The organism is Legionella beliardensis (assembly GCF_900452395.1).
GTDB lineage: Bacteria > Pseudomonadota > Gammaproteobacteria > Legionellales > Legionellaceae > Legionella_C > Legionella_C beliardensis.
Genome location: NZ_UGNV01000001.1, coordinates 2,910,463 through 2,925,324, shown reverse-complemented (window position 1 = coordinate 2,925,324; position 14,862 = coordinate 2,910,463). Strand labels below are relative to the sequence as shown.

Sequence of the window (14,862 nt, the reverse complement as noted above, 5' to 3'; positions counted from 1 at the left end):
GCCTAACTTAAAGTTTAAATTGATGAGTTAGGTTTCCAACAAAAATTGGCTGGGGTGCTAGGATTCGAACCTAGGTATGCAGGGATCAAAACCCTGTGCCTTACCGCTTGGCGACACCCCAAAAGCTGTAGATTCTATCTTCCTTGAAAATATTACATCAAACGCTGCAATACGGTGGGTATTTTGCAGAGAAATTAGTTTATTGTCAACGTTCAACTTTGAAAATATTTAAGCAGTTAGCTTTGTCTGCTTAAATTAATTAGTTTTTAGTAAAATTGATTGAGTATTAAACTATTAACTCGTTTAATATCTAAAGTAACTAATCAACGCTGTTGTAGATTGTTATGGATACGGGCAAGTCACAGTATTTCGAGCTTAGCTAAATAGAGGTAGGCTTAAGAAAAAGAAGAAACCATATTATCGCGGCTTGTCCGCGGTATCCAGTAAGGTTACCGCAGATAGGCCTAATATTTAAACCGCTAAATACTCCAACGATTAATGACTAGCTTAATAAAGACACCATTGCCTTGTAATCGTATATGGGTAGGAAGTACTGTTTTTCCGACCGTGCGGTAGCCTAGATATTGAATGGTATAGCCACCTTGGCGAAGTAAAAGTAAACGATTACCGGTATCACGTTTGGCTGATTGTATGCCACCTGGTGCAGGTAAGCCTCTTACCCAGTAATATAAATTATTTACAGGTAAGCGAATACCGGTTTGTTGCAACAATAGTTGTTCAGCATTAGACGAGCTGGCAGTTTTAGGCCCATCTTTTAATGTTATAATGCCACCACGTTTAGCAATCATAATAGTACCACTGCCTAGAGGGCCAAAGAGGCGAATTTGGTAGGAACCTGGCCCACGTTGATACCAATTAACAGAGGCAGTTGACGATTTATTGCGGCTACGTACAGCCATCGCGCCAGATAAATCCCAAGAAGAGGGTGCTGATCTTGATGCTTGCGGTATTTGCTTTTCAGCAAGTTGTTTTTTTCCTGAAGTTGATTTTGTTTCAAGGGTTGCTGTAGCATTTTGTTCGTTATTTTTACCTATAACCTTAGTTTCATCGAGTTGAGCTAAATTTTTAGATTGCGGCTCTGAACTAGTTATTGTCTGATCATTTTCAATTGCAGGTGCATTATATTGCGGTTGTATAGGTTCAAAACCTACAGGTGGCCGGGTTGATGTACAAGCTGTTAAGAGAGCAAGTGTTAGAAAATTAAAATATTTAAGTGCTTTCATGACTATTCCTTTATTTTACTTAAATCCATTAGTTAGTTTTAAAAGCAATCATTTTTTTGGCTATTAGCTATTAATAGACTAATTTTTCTTACTTTGCACGAATTATACAAACGGATCTTTATTAACATACCACAAAACAAATTTATATAAGTTTAAATATTATTTCGTCAATTATAACAAAAACTGTACCCACGCAATCAGTAATTATTGGTTTTCATAACTGGATTTTATTTCTTGTAAATTTTAAAGCGAGCAAGAATAAATCGATTATGAGTTTTAAAACTTAGTAGAGGAAAACTAATAATGAAAAACTGTACCTTCGCGGTTCTATAGGCATCTACATACGAGATCTACTTTTTAAGTCAAAAATGATAATAGTCTTTTTTAAAACAATACGCTAGACTGATTTGATGTATAAATAATTATTTCATTCATGAAACAACGAGCTATTTATCCTGGTACTTTTGACCCCATTACAAATGGGCATATCGATATTATAAAAAGAGCTGCTCAAATTTTCCCTGAAATTATAGTTGGTGTAGCCAGCAATGAAGCAAAGAGCCCTTTTTTCTCTTTACAAACGCGTATTCAATTAACACAAGAGGCACTAGGAGATATTTCTGGGGTAAGCGTTGTTGGTTTTGATACGTTATTAATTGATTTTGTAAAGGAACAGCGAGGTAATATTATTCTTCGAGGCTTAAGGGCTGTAAATGATTTCGAATATGAATTTCAACTTGCGGGCATGAATCGTCAACTATGCGCTGACATTGAAACAATATTTTTAACTCCTTCAGAACATCTCATGTTTATTTCATCAACTTTAGTGAGAGAAATAGCGAGATTAAAAGGAGATGTGTCGCAATTTGTACCCGAAGGAGTTGTAACGGCATTTAACCAAAAAATAAAGTAAAAAAAATGAATAAGGCAAATATTTTATTAGGCCTAACTATTGGGCTAAATAGTATTACAGGGCAAGCAGCTGCCCTAATGAATGAAACACCACCAGGCTATGCGGTTGCTAGCGCTCACCCACTTGCCACAAATGCAGGCCTTGAGATTCTGGCTGCTGGTGGAAATGCGTTCGATGCTGCCGTGGCCGTAAGTGCAACGCTTGCTGTGGTAGAGCCTTACCATTCAGGTTTAGGTGGCGGCGGTTTTTGGTTACTTTATGATGCTAAAAGAAAAAAAAATATAGTCATTGATGGTCGTGAAGTAGCGCCTTTAGCAGCACATAAAACGATGTTTTTAGATCAAAATGGCCAGGTTATACCGGGGTTGTCACTTAATGGTGGGTTAGCTGCTGCTATACCTGGTGAGCCTGCCGCTCTTGTTTATATAGCACAACATTATGGCCGCTTGCCATTAGCGCAGACATTAGCCTCAGCCATTAAATTTGCTGAGCAAGGGTTTCAAGTGGATGCCCAATTGCATCATTATTCGCAAATGACTGAGCGATACCAAATGATGCAACGTTTTCCAGCTACAGCAGCCGTATTTTTACATAACAATCAACCTTACAAAATCGGTGAGCTGCTTAAGCAACCAGATTTAGCTAAAACCTTAAAACTATTAGCCCAAAAAGGCCATGCAGGTTTTTACAGCGGTGAGATTGCGAAAAAACTTGTAAATGGCGTACGTGCAGCTGGTGGCATATGGACTCTAGCTGATTTAGCTAACTATCAAATCAAGATAAGAGAACCGTTGCAAGGCGCTTACCATAACATGCTCATTATTACGATGCCTCCACCTTCAGCAGGTGGTGTAATGCTGTTAACCATGTTAAATATATTGGAAGGGCTATCATTAAAATCTTTATCCGAAGCGCAATGGATTCATTATTTAGTAGAAACAATGCGTCTTGCTTATTGGCAAAGCAATCAAACCATTGCCGATCCAGGCTTTACTAAAATTGATCTTAATAAATTACTTTCGTTAGAAAATGCAAAACAATTACGTACGCTTATTCCTAAAGACAAAGCTTTGCCTAGTGTAAAATTGCAAGTAAATAAAAACTATCCTGCTAATCATCACGCTAATACGACTCATATTAGTATCATTGACGCAGAGGGAAATCGAGTTTCAGCAACATTAACTATCAATTATATTTTTGGCTCAAGCGTTATTGCGCCTGGCACAGGTGTTTTATTAAACGATGAAATGGATGATTTCTCTGCGAAAGAGGGAGTAAAAAATGTTTTTGGACTCGTTGGCAATGACATAAATAGTATTGAGCCTGGCAAGCGGCCTATGTCTAATATGACACCCACTTTTTTGGAAATGCCGGGCCGAGCAGCTATTTTAGGCACACCTGGCGGTAGCCGTATACCCACGATGATCTTATTAAGTACCTTGCTTTTCCACGACTATCAAGGTGCAATTGCCATGGTTTCTGGCATGCGCTTTCATCATCAATACTTACCCGATTGGTTGCAATTTGAACCAGAAACGTTTTCACCTGAATTACAAAATCAATTAAAAAGCATGGGTTATCATTTAATGGCTTTAAAGCAATATTACGGCGATATGCAAGCTATTACTTGGGATAAAAAGTTAAATATACTAACAGCTGCTTCCGACCCTAGGAATATTGGTTTAGCAGTAGCTGCTAGCTCAAAGCAAGGCGGCTATGGTTTAGACTTTTAATTAAAGCTAAAAACAGTTTAACCCTATCCGCTCACCCAGATTAAATATGCCTATGATACAAGAGCTAATTTGAAGGTGTTTTTCCTTCGACTAGCTCTTTAATTGCTTGATGTACTTTTTCTATTAATTCATTTTTATTTTCTAATGTATATTGCGATGCATCAATAGGTTTTCCAATATGGATCTCGGCTTTTTGGTGTAAGTTAAATCGTAATGTTTTTGCGGGTAAAATGTCATAAGCGCCACGAATGCCAATGGGAATAATAGTCGCTTTTGCTTCAATAGCGGTTACAAAACCGCCTTTTTTAAACGCTTTAAGTATGCCATCTTTAGAACGGGTACCTTCTGGAGCAAGCCAAATGACAATACCACTTTCCATTAATTGGCGGGCAAACGCTAAATCTTTGATGGCTTGGTGTTTATTTTTACGATCAATAAAAGGAAATTCTGCGGCAGCCATCCCTTTACCCATAATAGGGACTCGGGACAGCTCTTTTTTAGCGAGCATTCTCATTGAGTGATTAGGAAAAGCTTTAAAGCTAAGGGGAATATCATAAAGACTAGTATGATTACACATGATAATTGTTGCTTTTCCGGGTTTAGGTTCCACCCCATAAGGGTTAACTACTTTAAGATCAACCTTAATAAAGCCAAGTAGCTTGGTCGCCCAATTATCAATAGTAGCATCGACCCAAGGACGGTTAATTTTACCTAGCATGCGCTTCAAACTTGCATGGCCGCAAATCTTAGCTGTGTAAAATGCCGAAAGCAGTGCTATCCATTGAGTACGTAATTTACTAATTTTCATAACTATGAAATCACTTATAATAAATAATGACCTGATAATACTGCATGTTTTTAGTCTTGCAAGCTTTATCCTATAAGACGCGAATTTTGGCTATGAATCATTTAAAATCTTCGTTAAATTTTAACTACTAATCAAATTAACCTGCTACTTTTATCTACTTTACTTCACTGGCAAGGCATTGTTGCGTGGATAAAATAAGTGATCAAAACAACCTTGTAGCCTGGGTACCGAAGTGAAACCCGGGTTTCGGTCCTGCGGACCTGCACCCAGGCACGCTTTAATTTATTCACGCAACAATGCATCTAAAGGTTGACATTTTGGGCAAAAGGTTGATGTTCGACCAGCAATTTTTACCGCTTTAATTCTCTCATTACAGCGCGAGCAAGGTTGATTTGTGCGGCCATAAACCCGTAATTGATTGACAAAATAACCTGGCTTGCCATCAACAGAGTAGAAATCACGCAACGTCGTTCCACCTAAGCTAATCGCTTGCTGTAATACTTCTTTACTAAATGTCACTAGCATTGTTAATTGATTGATAGTTAGAGCCCCTGCTGGCTGCAATGGATGAATGCCGGCTAGATAAAGGCTTTCAGTTGCATAAATATTGCCGATACCGACTACAACGTCATTATTCATTATAAATGACTTGATGCTTTGCTTTTTACCTCGAGCGCGTTTAAACAGATAGTCTGCGTTAAATGCTTCAGTTAAAGGTTCAGGACCTAAATGATTTAATAACCGATGTTGATTAGGATCGTCTGCTAAATAAAGCCAAAGTCCAAAGCGACGCGGATCAGAGTAGCGCATTAATAGGCCATTTTCTAACTTAAGATCAATATGATCATGTTTTTCAGGATTTGCCTCTGAATTTGCCAAGCGTAAGTGGCCTGACATGCCTAAATGAATGAGTATGTAACCGGTTGCAAGCTGAATGATTAAGTATTTAGAGCGCCGTGACACTGCTTCTATTTTTTGCCCTATACACTTATACTTAAGTTCAGGAGACACAGGTAAACGTAAATTAGACTGTCTAATGGTAACATTTTTAATTGTTTGGCCAATAAGATAAGGGCTAATTGCCAATCTTGTTGTTTCAACTTCAGGTAATTCAGGCATTATTTTTTTTCATTATGTTCTATAATTCTTCCATCTGTCTTTGAGATAACTCTCTTGGGAAAAAGAAAGTTTTTAACGATGGAAGCAAGCCAAAGAATACCGCCAATCAAGATACCCCACACCAGAATATAAGAAAACATAATAAGTAAACCAACGAGCATTGCTATAGCTATCCCAATAATTAAAAAGGGAATTAACGTCTGGAAAAAGTAATTTAACCTGTTATTCATGTAAAGATCCTAAGTAAACCTAGTTTTATGGTATTATAATAATAAGAGCAATCCTAAAATAATGCTTACTGTAAAAAAAGATTCTATATTAAAAGTTTAGCAGTAGTTGCTTCCATTTGTATCTAACAGCATAATACTGAATCTATTTTGCATCAAATTTTTGCGAGGAGCAGTTTATGATGTTTGGAATATTAAATCTTTCCTTTTGGGGTTATGTTATTGCAACAATAATACTAACCCAAATTACTATTGCTGGTGTGACCATTTATCTGCACCGGCATCAAACGCATAGGGCTTTAACGCTGCATCCAATTGTTAGCCATTTTTTTCGCTTTTGGCTCTGGCTAACGACTGGGATGGTAACAGCTGAGTGGGTAGCCATTCACCGCAAGCACCATGCTACGACGGATGTTGAAGGTGATCCCCATAGTCCTAAAGTCTTAGGTATTAAAAAAGTATTTTGGGAAGGTGCTGAGCTTTATCGGCAAGCTGCTAATGATAAAGAAATGGTTGCCAAATATGCGCATGGTACCCCAAATGATTGGATAGAGCGTCGTGTTTATAGTCGCTACTCATCCAAAGGTATTTTACTAATGCTGCTGTTAGACTTGCTATTTTTTGGTATACCTGGGATTACCATTTGGGCTATTCAAATGATGTGGATTCCACTTCATGCTGCGGGGGTAGTCAATGGGATAGGGCACTATTGGGGTTATCGAAATTTCGAATGCCCAGATGCTGCAACTAATATTTTTCCATGGGGTTTTTGGATAGGCGGTGAGGAATTACATAATAATCATCACACCTTTGCTTCATCTGCTAAATTTTCAATCAAATGGTGGGAGCTTGATATAGGATGGCTATATATACGTTGCTTATCTTGGCTAGGGTTAGCAAAAGTTAAGAAACTGCCACCAAAATTAGCGACTGATAAAGGGAAGTTGCATGTTGATTTAGATACAGTGAAAGCTGTTATTAGTAATCGCTTTCAGGTGATGTCTTTTTATTACAAGTTTGTTGTTCGGCCTACGTTAAAAATGGAGAAAAAATTAGTTGCCGATGATAAGGCAAAGCGCAAATTATTTCAGCGCGCCGGTCGCCTACTACGTTTACAAGATAGTTTGTTATCGCCAGGTGCAAAGGCTAGATTACACACTTTACTGTCACAACGAGAGCATTTACGAGTAGTTTACTCTTATAGGCAATCTTTACAAAATATTTGGCTAAAGACCGCCTCTTCACAAAAAGAATTAGTAGACGCTTTACAGCAATGGTGTAAACAAGCTGAAGAATCTGGCTTGGAAGTTTTACAGCAATTTGCTCAGCAAATCAAAAATTTTGTACCAAAACCTGTAAAAGTTTAACCCCTTAATGAAGCCTTAGCTTAAGCTAAGGCTTTTTTATAAAAACAACCCACCTATCACTTTAAAACCCTGCGCAACTCGTTTTCGGATTAATTTAAGCTTTGCTTTAACTCGATCTATGAACGCTTTTATTATAAATTCTAAATAAACTTGGCGTTTATTTTGCTTTAAATCAGATATCAGTATGGGATGGTCTATATTGTATTTGGGCATAGAGTAATTTTTTCTAATAAATTGCTTTATTAATATCCACTAAACTAGTAAGAGGTCTTGTTAATATGGACAGAAGGATAGCTGTCGTTACAGGCGGTACAGGTGGTATTGGCTCAGCAATTTGTCAACGATTGGCAAAAGATTATCAAGTCATTGCTTGTTACTTTAAAGATGGCAAGCATGATGAGGCTAAGCAATGGCAAAAAGCTCAGCAAGAAGCTGGGTTTAATATCGATATTGTTTATGGTGATATCTGTCAATTTTCAGATTGTGAAAAATTAACTGCTCTGGTTATTGAACGCTATGGGCATATTGATGTTTTAGTTAACAATGCAGGGATAACGGTTGATTGCAGCCTTAAAAAAATGTCGCCTGAGCAATGGCAACAAGTTGTGGATGCAAATTTAACCAGCGTTTTTAATATGACCCGTAATATTATCCCGCATATGATTGAACAAAATTATGGTCGGGTTATAAATATTTCTTCTATTAATGGGCGTAAAGGGCAATTTGGTCAGTGTAATTATGCAGCAACAAAAGCAGCGCTCTTCGGATTTAGTAAGAGCTTAGCTTTAGAAGTTGCAAGCAAAGGCATTACCGTTAACACGATTTCACCTGGTTATATTGAAACCAGTATGTTAACGAGTATGAAAGACGACGTTTTAAAAAGTATTATAGCGAATATTCCCATTGGCCGCTTAGGTAAGCCAAGTGAAGTTGCGAATGCGGTGGCCTTTTTTGCGGCAGCAGAAGCAAGTTTTATTACTGGCGCGAATTTAGATATAAATGGCGGCCAATATATGTAAAACTAGTTAATACCAGTCCGATACAAAAAATAGCCGCAATTTTTTGTAGTGACCGGTTTTGGTCTAAATCTAGGATAAATGCTGTGCATTAGTTACGTAAGCTATGTATAAGGTTATCAAAATGCAAAATAAACAAGTTATATTAATTACTGGTGGAACTGGTGATATTGGGACTGCGATTGCTAAACAACTAGCTCCTTTATATGGCTCCATCATTGCGCTTGATGTCGTTGCTGATAATAAAGGAGAAATTTGGCAGGAAGAATTAAATAAACAGGGTTTTAGCCATTTGCATTTTAAACATATGGACGTAACTAATTTTGCTGAATGTGAAGAAGTAATTAAGACTATTATTAATGAATTTGGCCGAGTAGATGTACTAATTAATAATGCTGGGATTACGCGTGATGCCGTTTTCCATAAAATGACTAAACAACAATGGGATGAAGTCCTTCGGGTTAATTTAGACGGTATGTTTAATGTAACACGGCAAGTAGTAGAAACTATGCGTGAGCAAAAAAGTGGCCGTATTGTTAATATATCCTCAGTAAATGCGCAAAAAGGGCAATTTTCACAAGCTAATTATGCAGCATCAAAAGCGGGCATTTATGGGTTTACTAAAAGCTTGGCGCAAGAATTAATGGCATGCAATATTACGGTAAATAGTATTTCACCGGGCTATGTTAATACACGATTAATGCAAGGGATTAGGCCTGATATTTTAGATACCATTATTAATTTAATTCCTGCTAAACGCTTAGCAGAGCCTGAAGAAGTTGCTTGGGCAGTAGAATTTTTAATTAATGAAAAAAGTCGCTACATTACCGGAGCAAATTTAAGTATTAACGGTGGATTACACATGTATTAAAGTCTAAAGCAGTTAATCTGTTTAAGGGTAAATAGTGAGATTAATAAAAAAATACAAAAATCGGCGTCTATATGATACTGAAAAAAGTCAATATATTACCGTTGACGAGCTGCAAGGCTATGTTGTTAATGGAATTGCTTTTCGAGTGGAAGACAGTAGTACAAATAATGATATAACCAGTGCAACCTTATTACAAATTCTTGTTGAGATGGAAACGACTACTAGCCAGTTTCTTTCAGCTGATATGCTAAGGCAATTGATAATATTAGCGCGTCATCCAATGAGCCAGGCTTATAAGAAAATTTTAGAGCAGTTATTTGTTTCTTTTGAAAATTCTTCAGAAAAGAATCCATATTTACAAGATTATCAACAAGCGGCACAACAGTGGCAACACCAATTTGGTGAGTTATTTAATCAATGGCAGTCTTTATTTAAAAATAAGAGTTAAAACAGAGGCAAAAATAATTTCCATCTAATTCAATCACTTAAAATGAGCTAAGTTTGAGGAGATGGATTATTATGTTGCACTGCAAAAAAAATAGTTTCAAATGATTGACAACGACCTTGCTTCAGGCTAATCTAATATTGTGCAATGCAACATAGGAGTCGATTTATGAACCACGCATATTTTGAACGATGGACTGAGTTAGCAAAAAAAGCTCAGGAACCTATACAAGCTATGACTGAATTAAATGTTAAGACTCTACAAAGTATTAACTATTTAAAGCCAGAAGAATTAGCAAAAATTAAAAAGCCTGAAGAGTTTTTAGAAAAGCAAATAGGGCTTGCTGTTGCTAATGGCCATAAAGCTTTAGACTACATGCAAAAATCATTTGAGATTTTTGAAAAAGCTATGCTTTCAGCCGTTCAAGAAGTAAAAAAAGCAGACAATAGAACCGACAGATAATCCAAATGAGGCCTAAAAGATAATAATTATTTTTTAGGCCAAAAATCTCATAGGCGTTAATTCAAAGATAAGGTTATTCTTTTTATTTCATTTGCCTTATAGTTAGCTAATAATCTTTAAGGAATTAATGTAATGCGCCTTGTTCTTTTATTATTAATTATTAATAGTAACCCTTTGTTTGCTAAAACAGCCGAAGCTATTTTTGCAGGTGGTTGTTTTTGGTGCATGGAAGCTGATTTTGAAAAATTAGATGGCGTATTAGAAACAATTTCTGGGTATGATGGTGGGACAACGCCTAATCCAACTTACGCGAGCGTAGCTTCTGGTAAAACAAACTATACTGAATCGGTAAGAATTATTTATGACCCACGTAAATTAACTTATCAGCAATTAGTTGATTATTTCTGGCACCATATTGACCCAACGGTAAAAGAGGCGCAGTTTTGCGATCAAGGGCACCACTATCGCACCGCAATTTTTTATTTAAATGAAGAGCAAAAAAATATTGCATTAGCAAGCAAACAAAGGCTACAAAAAAAATTTCCCATTATTTATACAGAAATTATTCCTTCAACCCAATTCTATGCTGCCGAAGAATATCACCAAAATTATTATAAAAATAATCCCTTACGCTATAAATTTTATCGCTATCGTTGTGGCCGCGATCAGCGAATAAATGAGGTTTGGAAGGAATAGAAAAAGGCTAGGCTCACATTACTTTAGAAAGAAGAGCTTTTATTTTTTCTAAACCTAAACTATGTAAAAGGGCAATATTATTCGCTGGTATCTGTTCGGTATTACCATAAAAAGCAATGGCTTTTTCTACACTATCCTCACGTAAAATATGTACCATGGGGTGAGGAGAACGATTTGTATAATTAGCAACATCTTCTGGGCCTGTAGCATCAGCAAAACAGTAATTAGGGTGAAAGGTAGCGAATTGATAAATTCCTTCATAATTAGCTGCTATGATTTGTTCTTCAGCAAGATCAATAAAGTCTAAATATGTAAAAAATTCTGCAAATAAATTAGGAAAAATAACCAACGAGGTTTCGATAGCTTGGTGATGATTTAAATAATCTATTTCACGATTTAAATCAGCTAAAGCATCCTCTAAAGTTAATGCGTTACTCACATTAAATTGTATCGTTTGATTGTCAATAACATAGCTAGCAAACGGACAAATTTGTAAAGGAATAATAAAAGATAGAATCCAGTTTTTGGTTTGCTGAGTAATTAGATTAGAATCGAGCATAGGCAGTTTAAAGTAAAAATTGGCATTATAACAAAAATTAGAGTAATTGGTTTTAAAACAAACCAAAATTCTAAGCCATACTTCATGTAGAAGCTCTGGACGTCTAAGTACCCAAGTTTATGCCTGGGAGAGCCTCAAAAAATTAAAATACTACGTACCGCGGCTTGCCCGCAGTACGTAGGGATGTGGCTATACTAAAAATAGCAAACTATTAAAGGAAATTGTTATGAAAAAGTTAATAGTAAGCACGTTATGTTGTTTATTAGCCGGGTCTTTCTTGGCTTATAGTGGGCAGGAAACGCCAACAACTCCCCCTATTATTAATCCAATTAATCCTGATAAAGACTTATTGCCATCCCCTTTTCCTGTCTATGTTATACCGAATGCCGGTGTTGTTAACCACCCTTATCCTGGCGCACAAGCAGTTTTACTTCCGACTGATAATAGCTATACTGGCTCACCCGGATGCTATCTTGCCTGTTATTCTCACCAACCCGGGGTTTACGCTGTTTCACCATCAATTTCGGTTATGGGACAAATTCGAGTCAAAGGTAGCTATAACAATAATAGCCGAATGTGCGAGCCTGATGGGTATCTAAATAAAGAAATTAGTGCTGAGCAGTATTTTAAAGATTTATGCAATCATAAAATTGCCTCTTGTCAAAATGCTTCTTGTTGGGCTGGCGGCGATACAGGCGGTTGGTTTGGTATTCAATAAATGTAATAGCTCAACCTCGATGATTCAATTGCAGCTCATACTTAAGGTATGAGCTTTTAGATTTCTTAAGCTACTTGCTAGTAGATTTTTTTTCTTTCTCAACATCTGGCCGTGATGTTGTTTGAAAAACATACGTACCTGGCGCGTCCATTAACGGTTTAAAGGGAAGCTTATTAATTGCAGGAACAGGTTTTTTAGTGCCAGATTTCTTTTTTAGCCACTTAAGCCAAACGGGCCACCAGGAGCCCGGGTGTTCAACGGCCTGGTTTAGCCATTCCTCAGCAGATTGATTAGTACTAGGATTCCAATAATAATTGTATTTTCCGGTACTAGGTGGGTTAATGATACCAGCAATATGTCCTGAGCCTCCTAATAAAAAATGCTTTTCCCCTTTTACCGCTTGAAAGCCAATATAAGTGGTTTTCCAAGGAGCAATATGATCTTTCTTAGTCGAAATAAAAAAGGTTGGTAGATCAATTTGTCTAACATCTAGCGGTGTATGGTTTAATTTAATTTTTCCAGGTTTGATTAAATTATTATGCAAGTACATCCAACGTAAGTATTGAGAATGCATTTTAGCCGGCATATTGGTTGCATCGGCATTCCAATAAAGGATGTCAAAAGGCACCGGATCTTTACCTTGTAGATAGTTTTTTATAAAGAATGACCATACTAAATCGTTTGCTCGTAGTGAGTTAAACGTGTTAGCCATGAATCGGCCATCTAGATAACCTTTCAATTTCATCTGTTCTTCTAGATGCCTGATTTGGTGTTCATCAATAAAAACCGAAATATCGCCTGGATCGCTAAAATCAATCATGGAAGCTAGAAATGTTGCACTACGTATAGAATTTTTATTATGTGCCTTATAATAAGCAAGTAAGCACGCGAGTAGGGTACCGCCTATACAAAAACCAAGCGTATTAACCCGTTTTACATTTAATTGTTGCTTAATCACTTCAATGGCCGTCATTGGGCCGCCGTTTAAATAGCTATAAATTCCTTTATCAGCATAAGTTGCATCAGGATTAACCCAAGAAATAACAAATACTGTAATACCTTGTTTAACTAGCCAGCCTATTAGCGAATTATGCTCACTTAAGTCAAGAATGTAATATTTGTTAATCCAGGGTGGAATCATCATTAATGGAACGGTATACGTTTTTTCCGTACTGGGCGTATATTGAATTAATTCCATCATTTCATTACGAAAAATCACCTTACCTGGCGTTGTTGCTATATTTTTACCGATTTTAAAAGCATCTGTGTCTGTCATTTTAATAATTAAACGCGAGGAACCGGATTCCAAATCAGTTAGCAAATTCTGTAAACCGCGTAATAAGTTTTTACCGTGACTTTGCAATGTTTCTGCCATTAATTGCGGATTTGTATGAATAAAATTGGCTGGCGATATAGCATCTAAGTACTGCCTGCTAAAAAATTGTACCCGTTTTGCTAATTGTTTATCACCATAATCAAGGTGCTCAAGAAGAGCATTGAAGTGCTCGCTTGCCAATAAATATTGCTGGCTTAATAAATTAAAGAAAGGATTATTAACCCATTCATCACTGCTAAATCGTTTATCTTCAATTGGCATAGGCTTGCCTTCCAGCCAATATGAAAATTGCTCTTGTGCAAGGCCTACTGCATCTTGCCAATAAGCAATTTGTGCTTGCCATATTTTTTCCGGGTTTTTAAATATGGTGGCAACGAGCGCTTGAAAATCGCTGGTAAGATCAATAAACCGATTAATCCATAGCGGAAGCCTTGGTGGTTGATTTTGCAAGCTTGCGATTAGTTGCATGCTTTTTTCAGCAACAGACTGCATTAGTTGACTTAATTCAGTATCGTTGGTCATCCTATCTCCTAAGCAATACGAATACTTTTTATTCTCACGCGTTTTAAGGTACATTGGCAAGTAACTTCTCACACCGGGATAAAAAGAATTGCGTAAAGTAATAAGTAATAAAATTACAGGGTATTTACTTTTAATTGTAGTAGTTATGCTTTTAGCCAGTGGTTTTTATTTTTGGGAACAGTATTTGCTTGATCATTTTTTGGGCGGATTTCATGAGCAAGGTATGCCGGTCATTCATTCAGGCAAGGGGTTTTATTTCTTTTTTAAAGTGTGGCCTGTTTGGGCTTTTCCGCTTATTGTTAATAACTTACTCATTCTTTTCTTGGCTAAGAAATATTATCAATTCGTAGTACACCGTTTTTGGCAGTTACGGCAAGAACGATTTAAACTTAAAAATGAAATAAAGGAATTGCAACGCAAGCTAATTAATTTAAATCACTCCCAAAGTGCTACGCGCAGCGTAGCTAATAAAGATTATAACGCCTTGGAAAAAGCCTATAATAATCTTGCTAGCGACTACCAGCAAAGTACCGATTTTATTGAAAAATTATTAGATAAAATAAATAAGCAAAATTTAGGATAATTTAAATTAATTGGTAAGATCATGACTTATTTTTTTAGATGCAAATTAAGTTAAAGTAGGTGACAAATTCTCGTTAACTAATGTCATTTTGATACAAAAAATAGTCATTTATTTTTATAAAAAGCTAGTTTTTTTAATCTATATTTCGTATAAATAATAGGCATTTTATGAGCTAAGGCTTGTTTAGTGGCCTAAAGGCTCCTCTGGCCTTGCGTCGAATTAGGCTTCTCCTCTTAAGAGGCT

At 36.6% G+C, this 14,862-nt stretch carries 16 protein-coding genes and 1 tRNA gene; 10 read left to right on the top strand and 7 right to left on the bottom strand.

Features of this window, described 5'->3' with window-relative positions:
- Positions 1-46: 46 nt before the first annotated feature.
- Both DYE47_RS12905 and lolB read right to left on the bottom strand, forming a co-directional pair.
- Positions 47-121 (bottom strand) — tRNA-Gln (locus tag DYE47_RS12905).
- Positions 122-479: 358 nt separating this feature from the next.
- Positions 480-1,244 (bottom strand): lipoprotein insertase outer membrane protein LolB, encoded by a 765-nt coding sequence (lolB, locus tag DYE47_RS12900; protein WP_115303750.1) that lies wholly within the window; start codon positions 1,242-1,244, stop codon positions 480-482.
- A 433-nt stretch (positions 1,245-1,677) separates the two neighbouring features.
- Between lolB and coaD the strand changes: the two genes are divergently transcribed.
- Positions 1,678-2,157, top strand: a complete 480-nt coding sequence (coaD, locus tag DYE47_RS12895; protein WP_115303749.1) for a pantetheine-phosphate adenylyltransferase — start codon at positions 1,678-1,680, stop codon at positions 2,155-2,157.
- A gap of 5 nt (positions 2,158-2,162) precedes the next feature.
- A complete protein-coding gene (ggt, locus tag DYE47_RS12890) occupies positions 2,163-3,890 on the top strand; it encodes a gamma-glutamyltransferase (RefSeq protein ID WP_115303748.1) in 1,728 nt (575 codons plus the stop codon).
- Positions 3,891-3,954: 64 nt separating this feature from the next.
- Here the strand turns inward: ggt and DYE47_RS12885 are convergent, their stop codons facing one another.
- From DYE47_RS12885 to DYE47_RS12875, 3 genes are all read right to left on the bottom strand, one after another.
- Complete coding sequence (locus tag DYE47_RS12885; RefSeq protein ID WP_423202376.1) at positions 3,955-4,608, bottom strand: lysophospholipid acyltransferase family protein; 654 nt, start codon at positions 4,606-4,608, stop codon at positions 3,955-3,957.
- Between the two features lie 372 nt (positions 4,609-4,980).
- On the bottom strand, positions 4,981-5,817 hold the full coding sequence (gene mutM, locus DYE47_RS12880; RefSeq protein ID WP_115303746.1) for a bifunctional DNA-formamidopyrimidine glycosylase/DNA-(apurinic or apyrimidinic site) lyase: 837 nt from the start codon (positions 5,815-5,817) through the stop codon (positions 4,981-4,983).
- Complete coding sequence (locus tag DYE47_RS12875) at positions 5,817-6,047, bottom strand: hypothetical protein (RefSeq protein WP_115303745.1); 231 nt, start codon at positions 6,045-6,047, stop codon at positions 5,817-5,819. The genes mutM and DYE47_RS12875 overlap by 1 nt, the downstream gene beginning before the upstream one ends.
- 176 nt (positions 6,048-6,223) lie before the next feature.
- Here DYE47_RS12875 and DYE47_RS12870 point away from each other — a divergent pair, with 176 nt between their 5' ends.
- From DYE47_RS12870 to msrA, 6 genes are all read left to right on the top strand, one after another.
- Positions 6,224-7,411 carry a DesA family fatty acid desaturase gene (locus DYE47_RS12870; protein ID WP_115303744.1) on the top strand — a complete coding sequence of 396 codons (1,188 nt, stop codon included), beginning with the start codon at positions 6,224-6,226 and terminating at the stop codon, positions 7,409-7,411.
- Between the two features lie 278 nt (positions 7,412-7,689).
- Positions 7,690-8,430, top strand: a complete 741-nt coding sequence (gene phbB, locus DYE47_RS12865) for an acetoacetyl-CoA reductase (RefSeq protein WP_115303743.1) — start codon at positions 7,690-7,692, stop codon at positions 8,428-8,430.
- 121 nt (positions 8,431-8,551) lie between these two features.
- A complete protein-coding gene (gene phbB / locus DYE47_RS12860) occupies positions 8,552-9,298 on the top strand; it encodes an acetoacetyl-CoA reductase (protein WP_115303742.1) in 747 nt (248 codons plus the stop codon).
- Between the two features lie 31 nt (positions 9,299-9,329).
- Complete coding sequence (locus DYE47_RS12855) at positions 9,330-9,746, top strand: polyhydroxyalkanoate synthesis regulator DNA-binding domain-containing protein (protein WP_115303741.1); 417 nt, start codon at positions 9,330-9,332, stop codon at positions 9,744-9,746.
- Between the two features lie 165 nt (positions 9,747-9,911).
- Entirely contained in the window at positions 9,912-10,205 is a 294-nt protein-coding gene (locus DYE47_RS12850; protein ID WP_165482057.1) for a phasin family protein, read from the top strand.
- A 132-nt stretch (positions 10,206-10,337) separates the two neighbouring features.
- Positions 10,338-10,901 (top strand): peptide-methionine (S)-S-oxide reductase MsrA, encoded by a 564-nt coding sequence (gene msrA, locus DYE47_RS12845; RefSeq protein WP_115303739.1) that lies wholly within the window; start codon positions 10,338-10,340, stop codon positions 10,899-10,901.
- A gap of 13 nt (positions 10,902-10,914) precedes the next feature.
- On the opposite strand, the gene DYE47_RS12840 is transcribed toward msrA, so the two are convergent.
- Positions 10,915-11,460, bottom strand: coding sequence for a DUF1415 domain-containing protein (locus DYE47_RS12840; protein ID WP_115304093.1), 546 nt, complete (start codon positions 11,458-11,460; stop codon positions 10,915-10,917).
- A 226-nt stretch (positions 11,461-11,686) separates the two neighbouring features.
- Here DYE47_RS12840 and DYE47_RS12835 point away from each other — a divergent pair, with 226 nt between their 5' ends.
- Positions 11,687-12,178 (top strand): hypothetical protein, encoded by a 492-nt coding sequence (locus tag DYE47_RS12835; RefSeq protein ID WP_115303738.1) that lies wholly within the window; start codon positions 11,687-11,689, stop codon positions 12,176-12,178.
- A 70-nt stretch (positions 12,179-12,248) separates the two neighbouring features.
- Here DYE47_RS12835 and DYE47_RS12830 read toward each other — a convergent pair whose 3' ends face one another.
- Positions 12,249-14,036 (bottom strand): PHA/PHB synthase family protein, encoded by a 1,788-nt coding sequence (locus tag DYE47_RS12830; protein ID WP_115303737.1) that lies wholly within the window; start codon positions 14,034-14,036, stop codon positions 12,249-12,251.
- 88 nt (positions 14,037-14,124) lie between these two features.
- Between DYE47_RS12830 and DYE47_RS12825 the strand changes: the two genes are divergently transcribed.
- Positions 14,125-14,619, top strand: coding sequence for an OmpH family outer membrane protein (locus tag DYE47_RS12825; RefSeq protein ID WP_131750087.1), 495 nt, complete (start codon positions 14,125-14,127; stop codon positions 14,617-14,619).
- The last annotated feature ends 243 nt before the right edge of the window (positions 14,620-14,862 follow it).